This window comes from Peribacillus sp. P4_C12 (genome assembly GCF_056402095.1).
Window position 1 is genome coordinate 1 of record NZ_JBFUIB010000942.1, and the last position, 978, is coordinate 978.

The window sequence follows — 978 nt, forward strand, 5'->3', positions numbered from 1 at the left end:
CCCATACACACAAGCCTTGCTCTCTGCAGTGCCGATACCAGATCCCACTATTAAACGGGAAAGGATCGTACTAAAAGGCGATGTACCAAGTCCGATCAATCCGCCGAGCGGCTGTGTATTCCGTACTCGTTGTCCGAAAGCGATGGAGATATGTTCTAGCGCTGTGCCTGAATGGAAAGAACAAAAACCTGGGCACTACGTTGCTTGTCATTTATATTGGTAAATAAAATAATGAGGCCAGTTGCAAAATCTGCGGCTGGTCTTTTTTTGAAAATACACATTAAAAAAGCTTTTTATTTTCAGGAAAGATGCCACTAGGTTGTTAGAAAATATTTTTTATAGATTTATAATAATTAAATCTAGGAATTTGAAAATAAAACATATAAAATGTAATTATATGTAAAATTAAAATTACCCAGAAATGGCTTCATTTTGTGAGATAAGGAGGAACAATGTTGTATTCCACAATAACTAGTGAAATTGTCGATCATGTCATGATTATTACACTTAACCGTCCTGAAAGAATGAATGCCTTTAATGAAAAAATGTGTGAGGAAATGATTCGTGCTTTTGATGAAGCGGATGAAAATGATGACGTGCGTGCCATTATTTTAACTGGGGCAGGGAAGGCTTTCTGTGCTGGCATGGATTTGGAAAAAGGTGCAGAAACTTTTATGGATCACACTCCTTTAGTTGAGTACCGTGATGCAGGTGGTGTTTTATCATTAAGGATTTTTGAGATGAAGAAACCTATAATAGCAGCCATTAATGGAGCAGCGGTTGGTATTGGTATAACTATGACTTTGCCTATGGATATTAGAATTGCTTCAACTGATGCGAAAATGGGGTTTGTTTTTGCAAGGCGAGGTATTACAATGGAGGCTTGCAGTGGTTGGTTCCTGCCTAGACTTGTCGGAATGGGGAAGGCATCCGAATGGATTTTTACTGGAAGAATGATTTCAGCTAAGGAGGCCTATG

The 978-nt window shown here is 38.7% G+C and carries 2 protein-coding genes; both read left to right on the top strand.

The annotated features are described in order from the left end of the window. Nucleotides 1–223, top strand: a 223-nt coding sequence (locus AC1DUW_RS30440) for an oligopeptide/dipeptide ABC transporter ATP-binding protein (protein WP_477644392.1), incomplete at its 5' end; no start/stop codon positions are given. Between the two features lie 229 nt (nt 224–452). Then, nucleotides 453–978 (top strand): enoyl-CoA hydratase-related protein (locus AC1DUW_RS30445; protein ID WP_477644393.1); only part of this gene is annotated, 526 nt, incomplete at its 3' end.